Source organism: Actinomadura sp. KC216 (assembly GCF_004348535.1).
GTDB lineage: Bacteria > Actinomycetota > Actinomycetes > Streptosporangiales > Streptosporangiaceae > Spirillospora.
Window position 1 is genome coordinate 1 of record NZ_SMJX01000067.1, and the last position, 17484, is coordinate 17484.

General features: G+C 74.4%; 15 protein-coding genes and 1 tRNA gene. 8 read left to right on the top strand and 8 right to left on the bottom strand.

Annotated elements, in window-relative coordinates; translation table 11 throughout:
• Nucleotides 1–229 precede the first annotated feature (229 nt).
• Complete coding sequence (locus tag E1264_RS14360; protein WP_132173545.1) at nucleotides 230–1156, top strand: DMT family transporter; 927 nt, start codon at nucleotides 230–232, stop codon at nucleotides 1154–1156.
• A gap of 10 nt (nucleotides 1157–1166) precedes the next feature.
• Entirely contained in the window at nucleotides 1167–2063 is an 897-nt protein-coding gene (locus E1264_RS14365; RefSeq protein WP_165964172.1) for an alpha/beta hydrolase-fold protein, read from the top strand.
• 3 nt (nucleotides 2064–2066) lie between these two features.
• Here E1264_RS14365 and E1264_RS14370 read toward each other — a convergent pair whose 3' ends face one another.
• The 4 genes from E1264_RS14370 to E1264_RS14385 all read right to left on the bottom strand — a co-directional run bounded on the left by E1264_RS14370 (nucleotide 2067) and on the right by E1264_RS14385 (nucleotide 5939).
• A complete protein-coding gene (locus E1264_RS14370) occupies nucleotides 2067–3398 on the bottom strand; it encodes an acyltransferase (protein WP_165964173.1) in 1332 nt (443 codons plus the stop codon).
• 196 nt (nucleotides 3399–3594) lie between these two features.
• Entirely contained in the window at nucleotides 3595–4389 is a 795-nt protein-coding gene (locus tag E1264_RS14375) for an SAM-dependent methyltransferase (protein ID WP_132173551.1), read from the bottom strand.
• Nucleotides 4390–4732: 343 nt separating this feature from the next.
• Nucleotides 4733–5365, bottom strand: coding sequence for a GNAT family N-acetyltransferase (locus E1264_RS14380; protein WP_132173553.1), 633 nt, complete (start codon nucleotides 5363–5365; stop codon nucleotides 4733–4735).
• A gap of 112 nt (nucleotides 5366–5477) precedes the next feature.
• Nucleotides 5478–5939: a hypothetical protein gene (locus tag E1264_RS14385; RefSeq protein ID WP_132173556.1), complete on the bottom strand. Its 462-nt coding sequence runs from the start codon at nucleotides 5937–5939 to the stop codon at nucleotides 5478–5480.
• A gap of 109 nt (nucleotides 5940–6048) precedes the next feature.
• On the opposite strand from E1264_RS14385, the gene E1264_RS14390 reads away from it, so the two are divergent.
• A complete protein-coding gene (locus E1264_RS14390) occupies nucleotides 6049–6993 on the top strand; it encodes a phosphotransferase (protein ID WP_132173558.1) in 945 nt (314 codons plus the stop codon).
• Here E1264_RS14390 and E1264_RS14395 read toward each other — a convergent pair.
• The 4 genes from E1264_RS14395 to E1264_RS14410 all read right to left on the bottom strand — a co-directional run bounded on the left by E1264_RS14395 (nucleotide 6971) and on the right by E1264_RS14410 (nucleotide 11031).
• Complete coding sequence (locus tag E1264_RS14395; RefSeq protein WP_132173560.1) at nucleotides 6971–7966, bottom strand: sensor histidine kinase; 996 nt, start codon at nucleotides 7964–7966, stop codon at nucleotides 6971–6973. The genes E1264_RS14390 and E1264_RS14395 overlap by 23 nt on opposite strands.
• A 277-nt stretch (nucleotides 7967–8243) precedes the next feature.
• Nucleotides 8244–9332 (bottom strand): glutamate--cysteine ligase, encoded by a 1089-nt coding sequence (locus E1264_RS14400; protein ID WP_132173562.1) that lies wholly within the window; start codon nucleotides 9330–9332, stop codon nucleotides 8244–8246.
• A 213-nt stretch (nucleotides 9333–9545) separates the two neighbouring features.
• Nucleotides 9546–9755, bottom strand: a complete 210-nt coding sequence (locus E1264_RS14405) for an HGxxPAAW family protein (RefSeq protein ID WP_132173564.1) — start codon at nucleotides 9753–9755, stop codon at nucleotides 9546–9548.
• A 97-nt stretch (nucleotides 9756–9852) separates the two neighbouring features.
• Nucleotides 9853–11031 (bottom strand): acyl-CoA dehydrogenase family protein, encoded by a 1179-nt coding sequence (locus tag E1264_RS14410; protein ID WP_132173566.1) that lies wholly within the window; start codon nucleotides 11029–11031, stop codon nucleotides 9853–9855.
• Nucleotides 11032–11146: 115 nt separating this feature from the next.
• Here E1264_RS14410 and E1264_RS14415 point away from each other — a divergent pair, with 115 nt between their 5' ends.
• The 5 genes from E1264_RS14415 (at nucleotide 11147) to E1264_RS14435 (ending at nucleotide 17462) form a co-directional block, all read left to right on the top strand.
• Nucleotides 11147–12970, top strand: coding sequence for a methylmalonyl-CoA mutase family protein (locus E1264_RS14415; protein WP_132173568.1), 1824 nt, complete (start codon nucleotides 11147–11149; stop codon nucleotides 12968–12970).
• On the top strand, nucleotides 12967–15180 hold the full coding sequence (gene scpA / locus E1264_RS14420) for a methylmalonyl-CoA mutase (RefSeq protein ID WP_132173570.1): 2214 nt from the start codon (nucleotides 12967–12969) through the stop codon (nucleotides 15178–15180). Before E1264_RS14415 ends, scpA begins: the two co-directional genes overlap by 4 nt.
• A 66-nt stretch (nucleotides 15181–15246) precedes the next feature.
• A complete protein-coding gene (meaB, locus tag E1264_RS14425) occupies nucleotides 15247–16230 on the top strand; it encodes a methylmalonyl Co-A mutase-associated GTPase MeaB (protein ID WP_132173572.1) in 984 nt (327 codons plus the stop codon).
• A gap of 80 nt (nucleotides 16231–16310) precedes the next feature.
• Entirely contained in the window at nucleotides 16311–17288 is a 978-nt protein-coding gene (locus tag E1264_RS14430) for a GNAT family N-acetyltransferase (RefSeq protein ID WP_132173574.1), read from the top strand.
• A gap of 103 nt (nucleotides 17289–17391) precedes the next feature.
• A tRNA-Asn gene (locus E1264_RS14435) sits at nucleotides 17392–17462 on the top strand.
• Nucleotides 17463–17484 lie beyond the last annotated feature (22 nt).

Sequence of the window (17484 nt, forward strand, 5' to 3'; positions counted from 1 at the left end):
GTCCCGCGGTGCCGGGGCGGACGCCGCGGGACCGTCCAGCCCGCCGGTCCGAACCTCCTCCCGGCACTCCATCTCTTTCGCGGCCCTGCTCTTGGGGCGGCCTGTGCCTCCCGCCGATCGGCGCCGATGGCGACGCGATGCGCGGGTCCTGGTCATCACCGCCGATCATGGGGAAGATGATCGGTAGCGGGCGGAGTGACGGACGAGGCGGGAGGCGCTTGTCGAGCCGGTGCGGTCGGTCGGGACGGTGTTGTCCGCCGGGACGGTGTGGTCCGGCGAGATGGCGTGGTCGATCGGGTTCAGCCTGCTCGCCGCGTTCCTGTTCGCCGGGGCCGCCGCGCTGCAGTACCGCGCGGCCAGGCGCGCCGTGCGCGGCGGCTCGGACGCCACCGCCGCGCAGGGGCTGATCCGCCGGCTGATCCGCGACCCGGTGTGGCTGACCGGCTGGGGCGTGAACCTGGCCGGGTTCGCGGCGCAGGCCACCGCGCTGCACTTCGGCTCGACCGCGATCGTCCAGCCGCTGCTGGTCACCCAGCTCGTCTTCACCATCCTGCTCGGCACGGTCGGCACCGGACGCCGCCCCGCCCGGATGGACCTGCTCGGCGGCATCGCCGTGTCGGCGGGCCTCGCCGTCCTGTTCACCGTGCCGGGCGCGATCCCGCCCGAGGGCGAGCCGTCCCGGCCGCGGCTGTTCCTCGCCGGGCTGATCGCCGCCCCGCTGATCATCGTGCTGTCCCGGGCGGCGTGGCTGCGCAGGGGACCGGTGCGGGCCGCGCTGCTCGGCGTCTGCGCGGGCCTCTGCTTCGCCGCGACCGCCGTGCTGATCAAGCTCACCACCGCCGGCCTCGTCGACCGCGGCGTCGCCGCGACCGCCGTGGACTGGCCCGGCTACGCCCTCGCCGGCAGCACGCTGCTCGGGCTCGTCATCGAGCAGCGGGCGTTCGCCGCCGGGTCGCTGCCCGCGGCGATGACGGCGATGACGATGACCAACCCCATCGCGTCCTATCTGGTGGCCGTGCTCGCCTTCCACACCCTGCCGCCGCGGACGGTGTCGGCCTTCGTTGCCGTATCGTTCACTGCCATGCTCCTGACCGCGGGTGTCGCCCTGCTCTCCCGCTCCGCGGCCGCCGCCCGGAGAGAAGCGGCGTCGGCGTGAGGGAACCGCATTGATCACCAGACGGGCGCTGCTCGGCGGCGCCGGCGGGCTCGGGGCCGCCGCGGCGATCGGCGGTGCCGGGTACGCCCTCGTCCAGCACGAGGTCCTGCCCGGCAGGGTCCGCCTCGACCGCGCGCTCGGCCGGTGCGGGGTCGCGCCCGAGCCGCCGCCCCGGCCCGTCAGGATCGAGTTCGTGACCTGGCGGTCGGCGCGCCGCCGGACCGCCGTCACCGCCGCCATCATTCCGCCCGCCGACGGACGCTCCCTGCGCGGGCTCCCGGTCGCGGTCGCCCTCCACGGCACCGGCCACACGGCGACGTCCCTCGTGGCGAGCCTCAACCTGCACCACCACCTGCCGGACGCCGTCGCGAACGGCGGCGTCCCGCCGTTCGCGCTCGTCGCCGTCGACGGCGGCAAGGACTCCTACTGGCATCCCCGCGCGGACGGCGACGACCCCCTCGGGATGGTCATCGAGGAGCTGCTGCCCCGCCTGCGCGCCCGCGGCGCCCTGACCGGCCGGATCGGCGCCATCGGCTGGTCGATGGGCGGCTACGGCGCGCTCGGCCTCGCCCGCCGGCTCGGCGCCGCGCGGACGGCGGCGGTCGTCGCGTCGTCCCCGGCCCTGTTCTCCTCCTACGAGGACGCGCGCTCCGCCAACCGGCGCGCGTTCGACGGCCGCGCCGACTACGCCCGCAACGACGTCCTCGCCTCGCCGGAGGCGTTCAACGGCGTCCCGCTGCGGGTCGACTGCGGCACCAGCGACCCCTTCGCGAAGGCGGTGCGGCGGTTCCGCGACCGGGTCCGCCCGGAGGGCTCGATGAGCGGCGGATGCCACGACGTGGCCTACTGGCAGCGCCTCCTGCGCCCGCAACTCGCCTTCCTCGGGCACCATCTCGCGGCCCGCTGACGGCTAGGCGAGAACGCGCACGCTTTCGTTGCCCGGGTCCCGGCCCGGGTCCCGGCGCGGGATCTCGTCCGCGCGGGGACGGCGGCGCGCGGTCAGGCGCCGTCCGAGCCGCTGCGCCGGGATCTCGACATAGCGGTGCGCGACCGCAGCGGCGCCGAGGACGGCCACGACCAGCACCGCCCCCCAGATCAGCCGGATCTCGCCCGGCAGGTCGCCGGGGTCGCGTCCGGCGGCGTGCCAGATCGCCTGGATGACCAGCGGATGCAGCAGGTACAGCGAGTAGCTGACCAGCCCCGACCACACCAGCGCGCGGGGCATGGGACGGTTCCGCAGCGCGAGCCCGCCGAGGAACGTCAGCCACGCCGCCCCGACGGCGATGGTCCAGTCGGGCCCGAGCGGCTCCGGGTTGGCGTTCAGCGCGAGGGCGGTCGGGCTGCGCAGGCCCGCCACCAGCGTGAACGCGGGGACGACGGCGACCATCGCGACGGCGGGCCAGGTGCGCAGCCGCCCGTCCTGGATGCCACGGACGGCCGTCCCGGCGAACATCGTGGCGATGATGCAGAGGCTCTCGATGGCGCCGATGCGGCTGTCGAGGACGAGCAGCCCGAGCGCCAGCGCCGCCACGGCCGCGACGCCCGTCCGGCGCACCGCGCGGCGGCGGCTGACCATCGCCGCGAGCCCGGCGGCCAGCAGCAGCGCGGCGGCGAGGATCGTCCCGCCCGGCCACCGCGACGCCAGCAGGCCCGACGGCAGCGCGACGCCCAGGATCGCCGCGCCCACCCCGAACCCCAGCGCGACCCGCGCGCTGGAGCGGTGCACCCCGGCGACGAACATGGCCGTCACCAGCAGGTAGAAGACCATCTCGTAGGAGAGGGTCCAGTAGACGTTCACGGCGTTCGGCACGCCCAGGAGGTCCTGCAGCATCGTCATGTGCGCGAGCGCGGACGCCCACGGGCGCTCGCCGAGCGCGGCCGGCAGCCCGTAGGACATCCCGGCCGCGCCGAGCAGCAGCGCGAGTGCCAGCGACACGCACCAGGCCGGGTACAGCCGGAAGAACCGCCCCGCCCAGAAGTGCCGGACGCTCCCGCGCCGCTCCAGCGAGAACGGCACGACATACCCGCTGACCAGGAAGAACACGAACACCCCGTAGCGGCCGAAGTCGAACCACGGGCTCGCCGTCGCGCGGACCTCCGGCAGCAGCACGTCCAGGGAGTGCTCGAACACCACCACCAGCGCCGCGAGGCCGCGCAGGGCGTCCAGCCACTCCATCCGGCGGGCTCTGTCCGGGCGGGTGCCGAGCTGGGTTCGCGTCGGGGTGAGGGTGTTCGTCGGCATTCGGGCCACCATAGGGGCGGCGCGCACGCGTTCTCTAACCGGCGAATGACATTTTCCTTAACTCGGTGCTCCGGCGGCTGACTCAGGGTGATGGCCGCGGACGCCTGGGATCACTGGCGGGAGCGCGGGTCCGGCGATTCGCGGGCGGCGGGCCGCACCTGCCCCCGGTGTGACCAACTCCACAGCCCGGCCCGGGTCAGCGCAGCCCTACGGCCCCGTACATGATCGGTTCATGGCCGGGCCGGAACGTCCCGCCGAGCGGCCCGGCGGTCAGCGGGACGAGCCCGGGGGAGACCGGCCGGAACGGGCCGAGCAGCCGCGCCACCTCGACCGCGCCGCGCGGGAACAGCGGGATGTCGCTCGCCTCCAGGTAGAGCCGCGCGGCCTCGGTGATCGCGATCGGCGCGAAGTCGGCGGTGACGTGCGAGACGACCAGGGCGCTGCCGGGCGCGGCCGGGCCCGCCAAGGCGGCGAGGAGATCGGCCGCGCCGGGCAGGAAGTGCAGGACGGAGGAGAACACCAGCGCGACGGGCTCGGCCGGGTCGATGAGGCGGCGCACCTCCGGGCTGTCCAGGATCGCGCCGGGGTCGCGGATGTCGGCGCGCAGCGCCGCGATGTTGCCGCCGTCCAGCATCAGCGCGCGGGCGTGCGCGATGACCAGGGGGTCGTTGTCGACGTAGACGATGCGGGTGCCGGGGATGTGCCGGGCGGCCAGCTCGTGCAGGTTGCCGGCCGTGGGCAGCCCGCAGCCGAGGTCGAGGAACTGCCGGATGCCGCGTCCGGCGAGCAGCCGCACGGCGCGGGCGAGGAACTCGCGGGCCGCGCGGGCCGCGTCCGCCGCCTGCGGGAGGACCTCCAGCAGCCGCACCGCGAGCTCGCGGTCGGCGGCGTAGTTGTCCTTGCCGCCCAGGAGGTAGTCCTGGACGCGGGCGGGGCCGGGCCTGTGCAGGGCGAGCCGCGTCTCCGGCGCCCTGGTGCCGACCGTCGTCATTCGCTTCACCTGTCGCTTTCACGAAGAGGAGCGCGGGGGCGTGGCTCACCCTCGACGGTAGGCGCCGTAGGTCGCCGGAAGGTTGAGACGGCCGGCGGTCGGCCCGAAAGACGCCTCCCGCATGGCCGCATCGGGCCAGCCGCGTTTGGACGCGTCCGACGGCACGGGGCGCCGCCGGCGACGATGATCAGCTAAGCGGCGGGTCGGAGGGCTGCCGCCGAGTTCGCATCCGCCGCGCCACCGCCGCGCCCGATTGGCCGCTTCCGGCCATGACTGGCACTTAACCGCGACGCCGAATCCCTGTCGAGGCCGCTCAATCCGGGATCGCTCAGGCCGGGACCGCTCAGGAGCCGGGTGCGCGCCACATGAGCCAGATCGGCGGCGCGCCCTTGCCCGGCAGGGCCAGCTCCCGCGTCACCTTGAACCCGAACCGCTCGTAGTACGGCACGTTGCGCTCTTTCGAGCTCTCCAGGTAGGCGGGCACGCCGTCGGCGTCACAGCGTTCGAGCCGGGACCGCAGCAGCGCGCTCCCGAGGCCGTTGCCCTGCGCGGGCGGATCGGTGCCGAGCATCGCCAGGTACCAGTGCGGCTCCCGGGGATGGTCCTTCTCGATCGCGCCGAGCGTCCGCAGCGAGACGGGCGTCCGCCTGCCGAGGACGCGCCAGAGCGGCGGTACCTGGGTCGCCTGCACGCGGAAGGGGACGCGCCAGTGCCCGGGAGGGTCCCACAGCGCCGCCGCCTCCGTGCGCGCGCCCCGCCCGGTGAGCTCGGTGCCGCCGTGCGGAAGGTGCACCCGGCGCAGCGTGATCTCGAACAGCCCCGCCAGCCGGCGCGCCCGGGACGCCTCGTCCGGCACCAGCCACGACCAGACCGGGTCGTCGTAGAAGGCGCGCCCGAGCAGCGCCGCGATCTCCGCGACGTCGGGTGTCACGGCCTCGCGGACGGCGGGCGGCGACGGCGCTGACTGGTCGGTCATGCAGGGGCCTCCTGAGGGACGCGCTGAATCCTCACCGGGCGCGCCCGCTCACGTCAACCCGTCCGGCCGTGCGAACCGTTCAGGACGGTCGGCCGGTCAGCCGACCAGCCGGTCAGCCGCGCCCGCGCCGCCCGCGGCGTCCGCGGTCTCCGCGGCAGGCCCGGCTGAGCTCTTCCAGGACGAGACCGGAGCCGATGCCGAGGAGCCAGGTGTCCTTCGCCAGCGGTATGCCCTGCTCGGTGGGACGCAGCCCGCCGGGCTCCCGCATGCCGGGCAGCCGCAGGTACAGGCCGTTCAGCCCGCCCGCGAACGCGGTGAGCGCCGCGCCCGCCAGCAGCGACGGCACGAACGGCGCCATCAGCGCCGTGCCGAGCGCCACCTCGGCCGTGGCGAACGCGCGGGTGAACTCCCGCGGATCGCGCGATTCCAGGAACGGGTAGGCGGCCTTCGCCGTGCCGTGGATCTGCTCGGCCACCTCGTCCCCGCCCTTGAGCTTGGACAACCCCGAGTTCACGATGAACGCCCCCACGATCAGCCTGGCGGGCATCTGGTGGGCGCGAGCCAGAAGACGCATCGTTCCCCATTGATGTCGGGAGAGATCGGGCGCAGGCATCATTCCCGCCGTCCGCCCGCTACACCTGAAGCCGGGGTCAAGTCTCGGCATCGGGGTAGCGTGGGCGGGCGTGACCACCCGACCCGACGGATCGCCGCCGGCGCCCGGCTGGGCCGCCGAGCGCGAGGTCAGCGCGGACCTGGCCGCCGCGCTGATCGGGCGGAGGTTCCCCGAGCTGCGCGGCGCCCCAGTGGAGGGGCTCGCCACCGGCTGGGACAACACGGTCTTCCTCGTCGGCGAAGAGTGGGTCTTCCGGTTCCCGCGCCGCGAGATCGCGGTCCCGGGCTTCGAGCGGGAGATGGCGGCGCTGCCCGTCCTCGCGCCGCGGCTGCCGCTGCCGGTGCCCGTGCCGCGCTTCACCGCCGGGCCGTCGGACGACTTCCCGTGGCCGTTCTGGGGCGCGCGGCTGATCCCGGGCCGCGAGCTCGCCGACGTGCGCCCGCCGGAGGACCGGCGGGCCGCCCTCGCCGCCGAGACCGGCGCGTTCCTGCGGGCCCTGCACGACCCGGCGCTCGTCCGCGCGGCCGGGGACGGGCTCCCGCGCGACCCGATGGGACGGGCCGATCCGGCGCTCCGGGCGGCGCGGACGTCCGGCCGCCTGGACGCGCTCGCCGCGCTCGGCGTGTGGGAGCGCGACCCGGCCGTGGAGGCGTTCCTCGCCGAGGCCCGCGGGTGGAGCGTCCCGGACGGCGAACCGGTGGTCGTCCACGGGGACCTGCACGTCCGGCACCTGCTGCTCGCACCGGACGGCCGCGCCGCCGGGGTGATCGACTGGGGCGACGTGTGCCTGGCCGACCCGGCCGTCGACCTGTCCCTCGCCTACGCCGGGTTCGGCGGTGCCGCGCGCGCCGCTTTCCTGGAGGCGTACGGGCCCGTGCCGCCCGGCCGGGAGGCGGCGGCGCGGACGCTCGCGCTGAACCTGAGCGCGACGCTCGCCGAGTACGCCGCCTCGACGGGGCGCGAGGCGCTGCTCGCCGAGACGCTCGCCGGGATCACCCGCGCGATCGCCCCCTAGGCGGCGGGGGTCGGTTCCGCATGTAGATGCGGACCGTGGTGCCGTCCGGGCCGGTGTGCATCCGGACGAGGTCGGCGAGGTGGTTGACCATCAGGATGCCGCGGCCGCCGTCGGGGCTCATGTCGGCGGGCCGCCGCCCGGCCAGCGGGTCGGTGATCGTCCCGGCGTCCCGGATCTCGCAGACGACCTGGCCGTCCTCCGACCACAGCCGCGCCGTGCCCGCCCCGCCGCCGTGCAGGCAGGAGTTGGCGGCCAGCTCGTTGGCGGCGAGCTCCAGGTCGCCCACCGCCCGCGGCCCGAGGCCGAGCCGCGCCCCCCAGCGGGTGACGAACTCCCGGACCAGGGGCAGCGCGTCGAGGTCGAAGCTCATCGCGACCGCGCCGGACGGCTCCGGCAGCGGCCGGTTGTAGTCGCTGATGACGCGGTCGGGCGCGTAGTCGGCGCTCACGTGCTCGCCGTCCCGGTCGATCAGCACGGGATGGGTGGCGCGGGCGTCGGCGATGGCGACCTCGTCCAGGCCGTTGGTGTCGTAGGGACAAAGGATCGACACGCCGCGCCCCGCGAACGCCAGGTTGATCAGCGCCTCGTGCTGCGCGCAGGCCGGGTACTCGGTGGCGGACCGGCCCGGCCAGATCGGCTCGCCGATGATCCGCACCCGCCCGGCGGCGTGCCGGTCGGCGAAGTCGCGCAGGACGCCGGGGATGATGCGGCCCGGGTTGCGGCCCGCCTCGGACATGTCGAGCCAGGACACCTCGTCGGCCGTCCGGCCGAGGGCGTCGCGCAGCGTGCCCAGGCGCTCGCCCGGCACCGCGACGGCCACGGGTTCGCCCGCCTCGCGGCCGGCGCGGATGAACGGCACCGTGCCCGCGAGGTACTCCTCCTCGTCGCGGTAGAAGAGGGCAGGGTGGAAGAAGCCCGTGTGGACGAACGCGTCGCGCGGCGACGTGCCCGGCCCCCCGGGCCTGGGGCTCATCGCGCGGTCACTCCGTTCGGGGCGGGTGGGGCGGCTGGCAAATGCACGTGCATCGGGTCGAGACTACGCGGTCCGGAGCGGCTCGCGCGAGGCGGCCTGTGCGCCGCGTCCCCCGGGGCCGGGCGGCCGCCTCGGCCGAACCATGTCACCACGACGACTACCCGCTGTTGACCTCCGAAAAACGGGCTAAGTCCGTAAAGTCGCGTTTTCGATAGCCGAAAGCGCTTCCCCGTGCCGTCGAATCGCGCCCGGCGGGGCTCACCGCCCCTCACCGACCTCACCGGTCGCGCAGGATCGCGGCATCCACCACGTCGGTCAGCCGCCCGCGCCGCCGGTAGGCTCCGCGCTGCCGCTCCGCGCCCGTCCCGCCGGTGAGCAGCCGGTGGACACCGCGGGTGACGACCCCATGATCGCCCGCGTCGCGCAGCGCGGGCAGGACGTGCGCCAGCAGGTCGCCGGCCTGCTCACGGAACCCGGCGGGGCGGCCCGTGCGCACGTCCACGCCCTTCCCGGCGAGCCCGTCCCGCGCGGCGAGCCAGTACGCGGCGCGCAGCAGCTCCTGCGGCGGGTCGGGCGCCCGCTCGCCGGCGTCCACCGCGGCGGACGCCGCCTGCACCAGCGCCCGGATCAGCGCCGCGAACACGGTCGCCTCGGCGGCGGTCGGGGCGACGTCGCCGAGCCGGATCTCCAGGGTCGGCAGCCGCGCCGACAGGCGCACGTCCCAGAAGATCGTGCCGGTGTCCATCAGCGCGCCGCAGCCGAGCAGCGTCGCGACGACGTCCTCGTAGTGGGCGGACGACTCGAAGTACGGCGGCGGGCCCGCGACCGGCCACCGCGCCCACGTCATCACCCGCCAGCAGTCGTGGCCGGTGTCGCGCCCGGCCCAGTACGGCGAGTTCGCCGCCAGCGCCACCAGCGTCGGCAGCCACGGCCGCAGATGGTTGCTGATCTGGATCGCGCGCTCCCGGTCGGGCATCTCCACGTGGACATGGCAGGAGCAGATGCACTGCTCGTCGTCCAGGCCCCGGTAGGTGGCGCGGCTCTCGGCGTAGCGGGCGCCCGCGCTGATCGGCGCGGGGAACAGCTCGCCGAGCACCGGCGTCCCGGTCGCGGCGAGCCGGACGCCCTCGGCCGCCGCCGCGGCCGCCATCGCCGCCCGCATCGCGCGGATCTGCTCGCCGAGCTTGCCGAGGTCGTCGCACGGGGCGGTCTTGGCCTCGGCGAGGAAGTCGACCAGCTCCGTGGAGGCGCGCTCGCCGAGCGCCGCCGACGCCCGCCGCACGACGGCGGCGGCACGCGGCACGACCTCCCGGGACACGGGATCGACGACGAAGTACTCTTCCTCGATTCCGAATCGCAGCGGCATCCCACCACCTCGGGCTCGGGAGCGACGCAGGAGGCTGCTTCCCTCTGACCGTACGTGGCCACCGCAGCCTTCGCACCTGCCGGACGGCCCGAAACCTTCCCCCGCGACCGGCCTTGATCCGCGCCGCGCGCCGCCGGTCGTCAGGTGATGTCGAAGAAGTACAGCGACAGCGCGATGAAGTGGGTGACCACGACGATGCCGATACGCGGCCCGTCAGTGCCGCGGCTCGTCGGCGACGACGTCGGTCATGATGTCGACGGCCAGCGCGACGATCCCGCCGAGCACGGTCAGCGCGGCGCCCGCCCCGAACACGATCCAGTCGGGTCCCATGACGAGGCCCACGCCGCCGACGACGAAACCGACGAAGATGATGCTCACCGCGACCCAGGACTTCGGGCGCCCGGCGTGGCTGCCAGTCGACATGCGTTTCCTCTGCAAGGTTCCGTTGGGGCTGTGCGCCCGAACTCTAGCAACGCCCCTTGCCACAGGGCCTTCCGGGGTCAGATGAACGCGCGGTGGATCAGACGAAGGCGCCGTGGCCCGTGGCGGCGCGCCCGACGATCAGCGTGTTGATCTCCCTGGTGCCCTCGTAGGAGTAGAGGGCCTCGGCGTCGGCGACGAACCGCCCGATGTCGTAGTCCAGGACGATCCCGTTGCCCGCCATCAGCTCCCGTGCCCAGCCGACCACCTCGCGCATCCGCGTGGTGCAGTACGCCTTGGCCAGCGCCGAGTGCTCGTCGCGGTACAGGCCGTCGTCCTGGAGCTGGGCGAGCCGCACCACCATGCCGAGCGAGGCCGTCGCGTTCCCGAGCATCCTGACCAGCAGGTCCTGGACGAGCTGGAACCTCGCGATCGGCCGCCCGAACTGCTCGCGCTCGACCGCGTAGTCGCGGGCGATCTCGTAGGCGGCGAGCATGACCCCGACGGCCTGCCAGGCGACGCCGCTGCGCGTCCGGCGCAGGATGGCGGCGGTGTCCTTGAAGGTGTTCGCCCCGGCGAGCCGGTCGGCCTCCGGGACGCGGCAGTCGGCGAGGGTGATGTCGGCGTTCTGCACGGTCCGCAGCGCGATCTTGTTCTCGATGCGGGTGGCGGTGAACCCCGGCGTGCCCTTCGCGACGACGAACCCCTTGACCTGGTCGTCGGCCTCGTCCCTGGCCCAGACGACGGTGTGGTCGGCGAAGGTCGCGTTCCCGATCCAGCGTTTGGCGCCGTTCAGGACCCAGTGGTCGCCGTCGCGGCGGGCGGTGGTGCGCAGGCCGAGCGCGACGTCCGACCCGCCCTCCGGCTCGGTGAGCGCGAAGGCGCCGATCTTCTCCATCCGCCCCATCGCGGGCAGCCAGCGCTCGCGCTGCTCCGGCGACCCGCACCGGCCGATGCTGCCCATCGCCAGGCCCGTGTGGACGCCGAAGAACGTGGCCATGGACGGGTCCACCCGCGCCATGTCCATCGCCAGGAACCCGGTGAGCAGGCTGCTCGGCTTCTCGCCCGGGCACTCGTCGTGGGCGAGCCCGGCGATGCCGAGCTCCCCGTACTGCGGGATCAGGTCGAACGGGAACTCGGCCCGCGCCCAGCAGTCGTTCGCGATCGGCGCGATCTTCGACTCCAGGAACTCCCGCACCCGCCCGACGATCTCCTTCTCGCGCTCGTCGAGGAGCTCTTGCATGTGGTACAGGTCGCCGGGGAGCGCATCCAGGGTCATGGCCTGCTCTTTCCCGGGCGCCGCAGCGCTAACCGGGATCGGGACGCGCGCCGGCATCCCGTCCGGCGGGACCCGCTTTAGAGCGGCGTTCGGTGGCTCGCCTACGATCCAGGACATGACGGTGCCGCCTGACGAAATCGAACTGGCTGCCGCCTTCTCCCCGGCGGAACGCGACCGTTGGCGGGAGATGGTGAAGGGGGTGCTGCGCAGGTCCGGCGCGGCGGCGGAGGACACCCCGCTCGACGCGATCGAGGATCTGCTGGCCCGCGAGTCCTACGACGGGGTGCCGATCGCCGCGCTCTACACCCGCGACGACGCGCCGCCGGGACGTCCCGGGCTCGCCCCGTACGTCCGCGAGGTCCGGCCGGACGGCGAGGGCATCGCGGGCTGGGACGTCCGCCAGCTCCACGCCCATCCCGACCCGGCGGCCACCCGCGAGGCGATCCTCGCCGACCTGGAGAACGGGGCCACGTCCGTCTGGCTGCGCCTCGGCGACGGCGGGCTCCCGGTCGCCGGTCTGGGGGAGGCGCTGCGCGGCGTCCTGCTGGACCTCGCGCCCGTCGCGCTCGAAGCGGGAACGCAGACGGCGGAGGCCGCCGGCGCGTTCCTCGCCCTCGTCGCCGAGCGCGGGAACGCGGCGGACGCGTCCGGCACCCTCGGCGCCGACCCCCTCGGGCTCGCCGCCCGCACCGGGACGCCCGGCTCCCTGGACGGCGCCGCCGCGCTGGCCGTCCGGTGCGTCCGGGAGTTCCCGAAACTGCGCGCCGTCGTCGCGGACGGCACCCCGTACCACGACGCGGGCGGCTCCGACGCCGAGGAACTGGGCGCGGCGGTCGCCGCGGGAGTCGCGTACCTGCGCGCCCTCACCGGAGCCGGGCTGAGCGTGGACGAGGCGTTCGGGCAGATCGAGTTCCGCCTCGCCGTCAACGCCGACCAGTTCGCCTCGATCGCCAAGCTCCGCGCCGCCCGCCGCCTGTGGGCGCGGGTCGCCGAGGTCAGCGCGGCCGCCGACGGGACGTCCGCGCGGATCCACGCGGTGACGTCGTCGGCGATGATGACGCGTCGCGACCCGTGGGTGAACATGCTCCGCACCACCCTCGCCGCGTTCGCGGCCGGGACCGGCGGCGCGGACGCGGTCACCGTCCAGCCGTTCGACGCCCGCCTCGGCCTCCCGGACGGGTTCGCCCGCCGCATCGCCCGCAACACCCAGACCCTGCTGCTGGAGGAGTCGAGCCTCGCCCGCGTCGTCGACCCGGCCGGGGGGTCCTGGTACGCCGAGAGCCTCACCGAGGGCCTCGCCGGCGCCGCCTGGGACTGGTTCACCGAGATCGAGAGGGCCGGCGGGCTCGCCGCCGCCCTCGAATCGGGCCTGGTCGCCGACCGGATCGCCGCGACGTGGGCGCGGCGCCGCAAGGACATCGCCCGCCGCAGGGCGCCCCTCACCGGCGTCAGCGAGTTCCCCAACCTCGCCGAGACCCTCCCGGAACGCGTCCCTGCGCCCCGCGCGCCCGGCGGAGGTCTCCCCGTCGTCACGTACGCGCAGGACTTCGAGGCGCTCCGCGACCGCTCCGACGCGCACGCCGAGGCGACCGGCGCGCGCCCCCGGGTGTTCCTCGCCACGCTCGGGCCCATCGCCGTCCACACGGCGCGGGCGTCGTTCGCCGCGAACCTGTTCCAGGCGGGCGGGATCGAGACGGTCGGCGGCCCGCCAGAGGAGTTCGCGGCGTCGGGGACGACCGTCGCCTGCCTCTGCTCCAGCGACACGGTGTACGAGGAACAGGCCACCGAAGCGGCGCGGGCTCTCCGCCAGGCGGGCGCAATCAAGGTCTGGCTGGCGGGTAAGGGAAGCTATGAGGGCGTGGACGCCGGCGTGCACGCGGGATGCGACGCGATCGAGGTCCTGGAGACGGCCCTCCGCGATCTGGGAGTGAACGAATGATCCCCGACTTCAGCGACATCGAGCTCGGGACGGCGCCCCCCGCCGACCAGGCCGCCAAGCGGTGGCGCGCCGCCGTCGCCGACACCACGGGCCGGGACCCCGAGGCCCTGACCTGGGACACCCCCGAGGGCATCGGCGTCAAGCCGCTCTACACCGGCGACGACCTGGCCGGGCTCGACTTCCTCGACACCTACCCGGGCATCGCGCCGTTCCTGCGCGGCCCCTACCCGGCGATGTACGCGACGCAGCCGTGGACGATCCGGCAGTACGCCGGGTTCTCCACCGCGCAGGAGTCCAACGCGTTCTACCGCCGCAACCTCGCGGCCGGGCAGAAGGGCCTGTCGGTCGCGTTCGACCTGGCGACGCACCGCGGCTACGACTCCGACCACCCGCGCGTCTCCGGCGACGTCGGCATGGCGGGCGTCGCCATCGACTCCATCTACGACATGCGGCAGCTCTTCGACGGCATCCCGCTGGACAAGATGAGCGTGTCGATGACCATGAACGGCGCCGTCCTGCCCGTCCTCGCGCTCTACATCGCCGCGGCCGAAGAACAGGGGGTGAAGCCGGAGGCGCTCGCCGGGACGATCCAGAACGACATCCTCAAGGAGTTCATGGTCCGCAACACCTACATCTACCCGCCGCAGCCGTCCATGCGGATCATCTCCGACATCTTCGCGTTCACCTCGCAGCGGATGCCGAAGTACAACTCGATCTCGATCTCCGGCTACCACATCCAGGAGGCCGGGGCGACGGCCGACCTGGAGCTCGCCTACACCCTCGCCGACGGCGTCGAGTACATCCGCGCCGGGCGCGAGGCGGGCCTGGACATCGACGCGTTCGCGCCCCGCCTGTCGTTCTTCTGGGCGATCGGGATGAACTTCTTCATGGAGGTCGCCAAGCTCCGCGCGGCCCGCCTGCTCTGGGCGAAGCTCGTGAAGGGGTTCGACCCGCGGAACCCGAAGTCGCTGTCGCTGCGGACGCACTCGCAGACGTCCGGCTGGTCGCTCACCGCGCAGGACGTCTACAACAACGTGGCCCGCACCTGCATCGAGGCCATGGCCGCCACGCAGGGGCACACCCAGTCGCTGCACACCAACGCGCTGGACGAGGCCCTCGCCCTCCCGACCGACTTCTCGGCCCGGATCGCCCGGAACACCCAGCTCGTCCTGCAGCAGGAGTCCGGGACGACCCGCACCATCGACCCGTGGGGCGGCAGCGCCTACGTCGAGCGGCTCACCTACGACCTCGCCCGCCGCGCCTGGGGCCACATCACCGAGGTCGAGCAGGCCGGGGGCATGGCCCAGGCGATCGACGAAGGCCTGCCGAAACTGCGCATCGAGGAGGCCGCGGCGCGCACGCAGGCCCGCATCGACTCCGGGCGGCAGCCCGTCATCGGCGTCAACAAGTACCGCCCCGACGCCGACGAGGAGATCGACGTCCTCAAGGTCGACAACGCGGCCGTCCGCGCGCAGCAGATCGACAAGCTGCGGCGGCTGCGGGAGGAGCGCGACGAGGCCGCGACGCTGGCCGCGCTGGACGCCCTGACCCGCGCCGCCGAGGCCGCCGAGAACGGCACCCGCGAGCCCGGCCTGGAGCGCAACCTCCTGGCGCTCGCGATCGACGCCGCCCGCGCCAAGGCCACCGTGGGGGAGATCTCGGACGCGCTGGAGAAGGCGTACGGGCGGCACGCGGCGCAGATCCGTACGATCTCCGGTGTGTACCGGGAAGAGGCGGGGCAGGTGACGGCGATCGAGAAGGCGCGCGCGGCGGCCGCCGCGTTCGAGGAGGCCGAGGGCCGCCGCCCCCGCATCCTGGTCGCCAAGATGGGCCAGGACGGCCACGACCGCGGCCAGAAGGTCATCGCGACCGGCTTCGCCGACCTCGGGTTCGACGTCGACGTCGGGCCGCTGTTCCAGACCCCGGCGGAGGTCGCGCGGCAGGCCGTGGAGGCCGACGTGCACATCGTCGGCGTCAACTCGCTCGCCGCCGGGCACCTCACGCTGGTGCCCGCGCTGCGCGCGGAGCTGGCCGAGCTGGGCCGCGACGACATCATGATCGTCGTCGGCGGGGTCATCCCGCCCGGGGACTTCGAGGAGCTGCGCGCCGCCGGCGCCGCCGCGATCTTCGGGCCCGGGACCGTTCTCGCGGACGCGGCGGCCGGCCTGCTGACCGAGCTGACCGCCAGGCTCGGCCACGGAGAGCAGTGAATAGTTTTTATCCTCGGCAGGCGCGCACGGGCAGGGATCGTGGACAGGCCGGATAAAAATCATTCAGTGAACGCGGGCCTGGACGACTACGCGGCCGGGGTGCGGGACGGCTCGCGGGCCTGGATCGCGCGGGCGATCACGCTCGTCGAGTCGACCCGCCCCGACCACCGGGAGCTGGCGCAGAAGCTGCTGGTCGAGCTGACCCCGCACACCGGTGCCGCGCGCCGCATCGGGATCACCGGCGTGCCCGGCGTCGGCAAGTCCACGTTCATCGACGCGCTCGGCACCCGCCTCACCGGCGACGGGCACAGGGTGGCGGTGCTCGCCGTCGACCCGTCCTCCACCCGGACGGGCGGCAGCATCCTCGGCGACAAGACCCGCATGCGGCGCCTCGCCGCCGACCCGGACGCCTTCATCCGCCCCTCGCCCACCGCCGGGACGCTCGGCGGCGTCGCCAGGGCCACCCGCGAGGCGGTGGTCGTCATGGAGGCCGCCGGGTACGACGTCGTCCTCGTCGAGACGGTCGGCGTCGGCCAGTCCGAGACGACGGTCGCGGAGATGGTCGACACGTTCCTGTTCCTCACCCTCGCCCGCACCGGCGACCAGCTCCAGGGCATCAAGAAGGGCGTCCTGGAGCTGGCCGACGTCATCGCCGTCAACAAGGCCGACGGCGAGCACCAGCTGGAGGCCAAGCGCGCCGCCCGCGAGCTGTCCGGCGCGCTGCGGCTGCTGCGCAGCGACGAACGCGTCCGGGACACGCCCGTCCTGACCTGCAGCGCCAAGGAGGGCACCGGGCTGGACGCGGTGTGGAGCAGGCTCGCCGAGCACCACGACCGGCTCCGCGAGTCCGGCGAGCTGGAGGCCCGGCGCCGCCGCCAGCAGGTCGGCTGGACGTGGGCGATGGTCCGCGAACGGCTCCTCGGCGAGTTGCACGCCCATCCGGAGGTCCGCAGGCTCGCGCCGCGGCTGGAGGAGGAGGTCGCGGACGGCTCCCTCACTCCCGCGCTGGCCGCCGAACGGATCATGGAGGCGTTCTCGCGGGGCCGCTGACCCTCGTTCGCGCTGTCCGAAACCCCCGCGTTGCCCCGGGCCGCCGGTCGCGCGGCACGCCGATCAGGTACAACAGTCGGATGGACGTCATCGCGCTCGATGATCCGACGGAGGCGCAGATCCGGGAGTGGCACGAGGTGCTCAGCGCCGTCCACGCCGCCGACCCCGCCGGGGGCCCGGCGCCCGATCCGGAGCAGACCGCGCGACTGCTCGGCCCCGAGCCCGGATCGCGGCGGCGGCTGTGGGCGGCGGCCGACGGCGACCGGATGGTCGGGGTCGCCGCCGTCCGGCTGCCCGGCGAGCCCGGCGCGGGACGTCCCGCCGAGATCGACATCCAGGTCCGGCCGCCGCTGCGCCGCCGCGGCCTCGGCGGGCGGCTCCTCGCCGCGGCCGCCGACGGGCTGCGCGCCGACGGCCGCACCAGCGTGATCGCGCAGGTCTTCGCAGGCACCCCCGCCGCGCGGTTCCTGGAGCGGTACGGGTTCGAGTGCGTCCTGACCCTGCGCGGGATGCTGCTGCGGCTCGACGACGTCCCGCCCGAGCGGGTGGCGCGCCTCTTGGCCGCCGCGCCCGCCGGGTACCGGCTCGTCCGCTGGCACGGCGTCGTGCCGGACGAGCACGCCACCGCCCTCGCCCGCGCCAAGCACGCGATGGCCGACTTCGCCGAGGTCGACGGCACGCCCTGGGACGCCCACCGCGTCCGCGAGACCGAGGAGGTCGTCGCCAAGCGCGGCGACGACCTCTATACCGTCGCCGCGCTGTCGGGCGACGCCGTCGCCGGGTTCACCGAGGTCGTCGTCCCGCACGGCGACGCCCGCCGCGCCGCCCAGTACGACACCGCCGTCGTGCCCGAGCACCGCGGCAGGCGGATCGGCATCTGGGTGAAGGCGGCGATGCTCCAGTGGCTGGCCGAGGCCCGTCCCGAGGTCCGCGAGATCGAGACCGACAACGCCGGGGACAACGCCCACATGCTCGCCGTCAACGAGGAACTCGGCTTCCGCATGGAGCGCGAGTCCATGGAATACCTGGCCCCCGTGGACGCCCTCCCGGCCCTCTGAACCTCCCGCCGGGGCGAAAATGCGTTGCCTCCAGCGCCCCTGTATCGGCACTCTTATGGAGGCTTCCGGGAAATGCCCGGAAGCCGGATAATTGCCGGAACATTTCCCTGTAGTTCAACGGCAGAACGCCGCGCTGTTAATGCGGATATCCAGGTTCGAATCCTGGCGGGGGAGCGGCACGGGCTAGGGAGGTGAC